The sequence below is a fragment of the Bacillus mexicanus genome (assembly GCF_050445615.1).
GTDB classification, from domain to species: domain Bacteria; phylum Bacillota; class Bacilli; order Bacillales; family Bacillaceae; genus Bacillus; species Bacillus mexicanus.
The window spans coordinates 1-2,583 of record NZ_JBCEYV010000012.1; the positions used below are offsets into that span (position 1 = coordinate 1).

At 53.8% G+C, this 2,583-nt stretch carries 1 rRNA gene; it reads left to right on the top strand.

The features are described 5' to 3' along the window. Positions 1-2,543, top strand: a 23S ribosomal RNA gene (locus AAGG74_RS23420); the annotation flags it as partial. Between the last annotated feature and the right edge of the window lie 40 nt (positions 2,544-2,583).

Here is a 2,583-nt window from a genome sequence, read left to right on the forward strand (position 1 = left end):
TCAAAACTTCGTTCTCTCCAGAGTGGATCCTGAGTACGGCGGAACACGTGAAATTCCGTCGGAATCCGGGAGGACCATCTCCCAAGGCTAAATACTCCCTAGTGACCGATAGTGAACCAGTACCGTGAGGGAAAGGTGAAAAGCACCCCGGAAGGGGAGTGAAAGAGATCCTGAAACCGTGTGCCTACAAGTAGTCAGAGCCCGTTAACGGGTGATGGCGTGCCTTTTGTAGAATGAACCGGCGAGTTACGATCCCGTGCAAGGTTAAGCAGAAGATGCGGAGCCGCAGCGAAAGCGAGTCTGAATAGGGCGCATGAGTACGTGGTCGTAGACCCGAAACCAGGTGATCTACCCATGTCCAGGGTGAAGTTCAGGTAACACTGAATGGAGGCCCGAACCCACGCACGTTGAAAAGTGCGGGGATGAGGTGTGGGTAGGGGTGAAATGCCAATCGAACCTGGAGATAGCTGGTTCTCTCCGAAATAGCTTTAGGGCTAGCCTCAAGGTAAGAGTCTTGGAGGTAGAGCACTGATTGGACTAGGGGCCCCTACCGGGTTACCGAATTCAGTCAAACTCCGAATGCCAATGACTTATCCTTGGGAGTCAGACTGCGAGTGATAAGATCCGTAGTCGAAAGGGAAACAGCCCAGACCGCCAGCTAAGGTCCCAAAGTATACGTTAAGTGGAAAAGGATGTGGAGTTGCTTAGACAACCAGGATGTTGGCTTAGAAGCAGCCACCATTTAAAGAGTGCGTAATAGCTCACTGGTCGAGTGACTCTGCGCCGAAAATGTACCGGGGCTAAACGTATCACCGAAGCTGCGGACTGTTCTTCGAACAGTGGTAGGAGAGCGTTCTAAGGGCAGAGAAGCCAGACCGGAAGGACTGGTGGAGCGCTTAGAAGTGAGAATGCCGGTATGAGTAGCGAAAGAGGGGTGAGAATCCCCTCCACCGAATGCCTAAGGTTTCCTGAGGAAGGCTCGTCCGCTCAGGGTTAGTCGGGACCTAAGCCGAGGCCGAAAGGCGTAGGCGATGGACAACAGGTTGATATTCCTGTACCACCTCCTCACCATTTGAGCAATGGGGGGACGCAGGAGGATAGGGTAAGCGCGGTAATGGATATCCGCGTCCAAGCAGTTAGGCTGGGAAATAGGCAAATCCGTTTCCCATAAGGCTGAGCTGTGATGGCGAGCGAAATATAGTAGCGAAGTTCCTGATTCCACACTGCCAAGAAAAGCCTCTAGCGAGGTGAGAGGTGCCCGTACCGCAAACCGACACAGGTAGGCGAGGAGAGAATCCTAAGGTGATCGAGAGAACTCTCGTTAAGGAACTCGGCAAAATGACCCCGTAACTTCGGGAGAAGGGGTGCTCTGTTAGGGTGCAAGCCCGAGAGAGCCGCAGTGAATAGGCCCAGGCGACTGTTTAGCAAAAACACAGGTCTCTGCGAAGCCGCAAGGCGAAGTATAGGGGCTGACGCCTGCCCGGTGCTGGAAGGTTAAGAGGAGCGCTTAGCGTAAGCGAAGGTGCGAATTGAAGCCCCAGTAAACGGCGGCCGTAACTATAACGGTCCTAAGGTAGCGAAATTCCTTGTCGGGTAAGTTCCGACCCGCACGAAAGGCGCAACGATCTGGGCACTGTCTCAACGAGAGACTCGGTGAAATTATAGTACCTGTGAAGATGCAGGTTACCCGCGACAGGACGGAAAGACCCCGTGGAGCTTTACTGCAGCCTGATATTGAATGTTGGTACAGCTTGTACAGGATAGGTAGGAGCCTTGGAAACCGGAGCGCTAGCTTCGGTGGAGGCATCGGTGGGATACTACCCTGGCTGTATTGACCTTCTAACCCGCCGCCCTTATCGGGCGGGGAGACAGTGTCAGGTGGGCAGTTTGACTGGGGCGGTCGCCTCCTAAAAGGTAACGGAGGCGCCCAAAGGTTCCCTCAGAATGGTTGGAAATCATTCGCAGAGTGTAAAGGCACAAGGGAGCTTGACTGCGAGACCTACAAGTCGAGCAGGGACGAAAGTCGGGCTTAGTGATCCGGTGGTTCCGCATGGAAGGGCCATCGCTCAACGGATAAAAGCTACCCCGGGGATAACAGGCTTATCTCCCCCAAGAGTCCACATCGACGGGGAGGTTTGGCACCTCGATGTCGGCTCATCGCATCCTGGGGCTGTAGTCGGTCCCAAGGGTTGGGCTGTTCGCCCATTAAAGCGGTACGCGAGCTGGGTTCAGAACGTCGTGAGACAGTTCGGTCCCTATCCGTCGCGGGCGCAGGAAATTTGAGAGGAGCTGTCCTTAGTACGAGAGGACCGGGATGGACGCACCGCTGGTGTACCAGTTGTTCTGCCAAGGGCATCGCTGGGTAGCTATGTGCGGACGGGATAAGTGCTGAAAGCATCTAAGCATGAAGCCCCCCTCAAGATGAGATTTCCCATTCCGCAAGGAAGTAAGATCCCTGAAAGATGATCAGGTTGATAGGTCTGAGGTGGAAGTGTGGCGACACATGGAGCTGACAGATACTAATCGATCGAGGACTTAACCACATTTGAATGATGTTACATCTGTTATCTAGTTTTGAGAGAA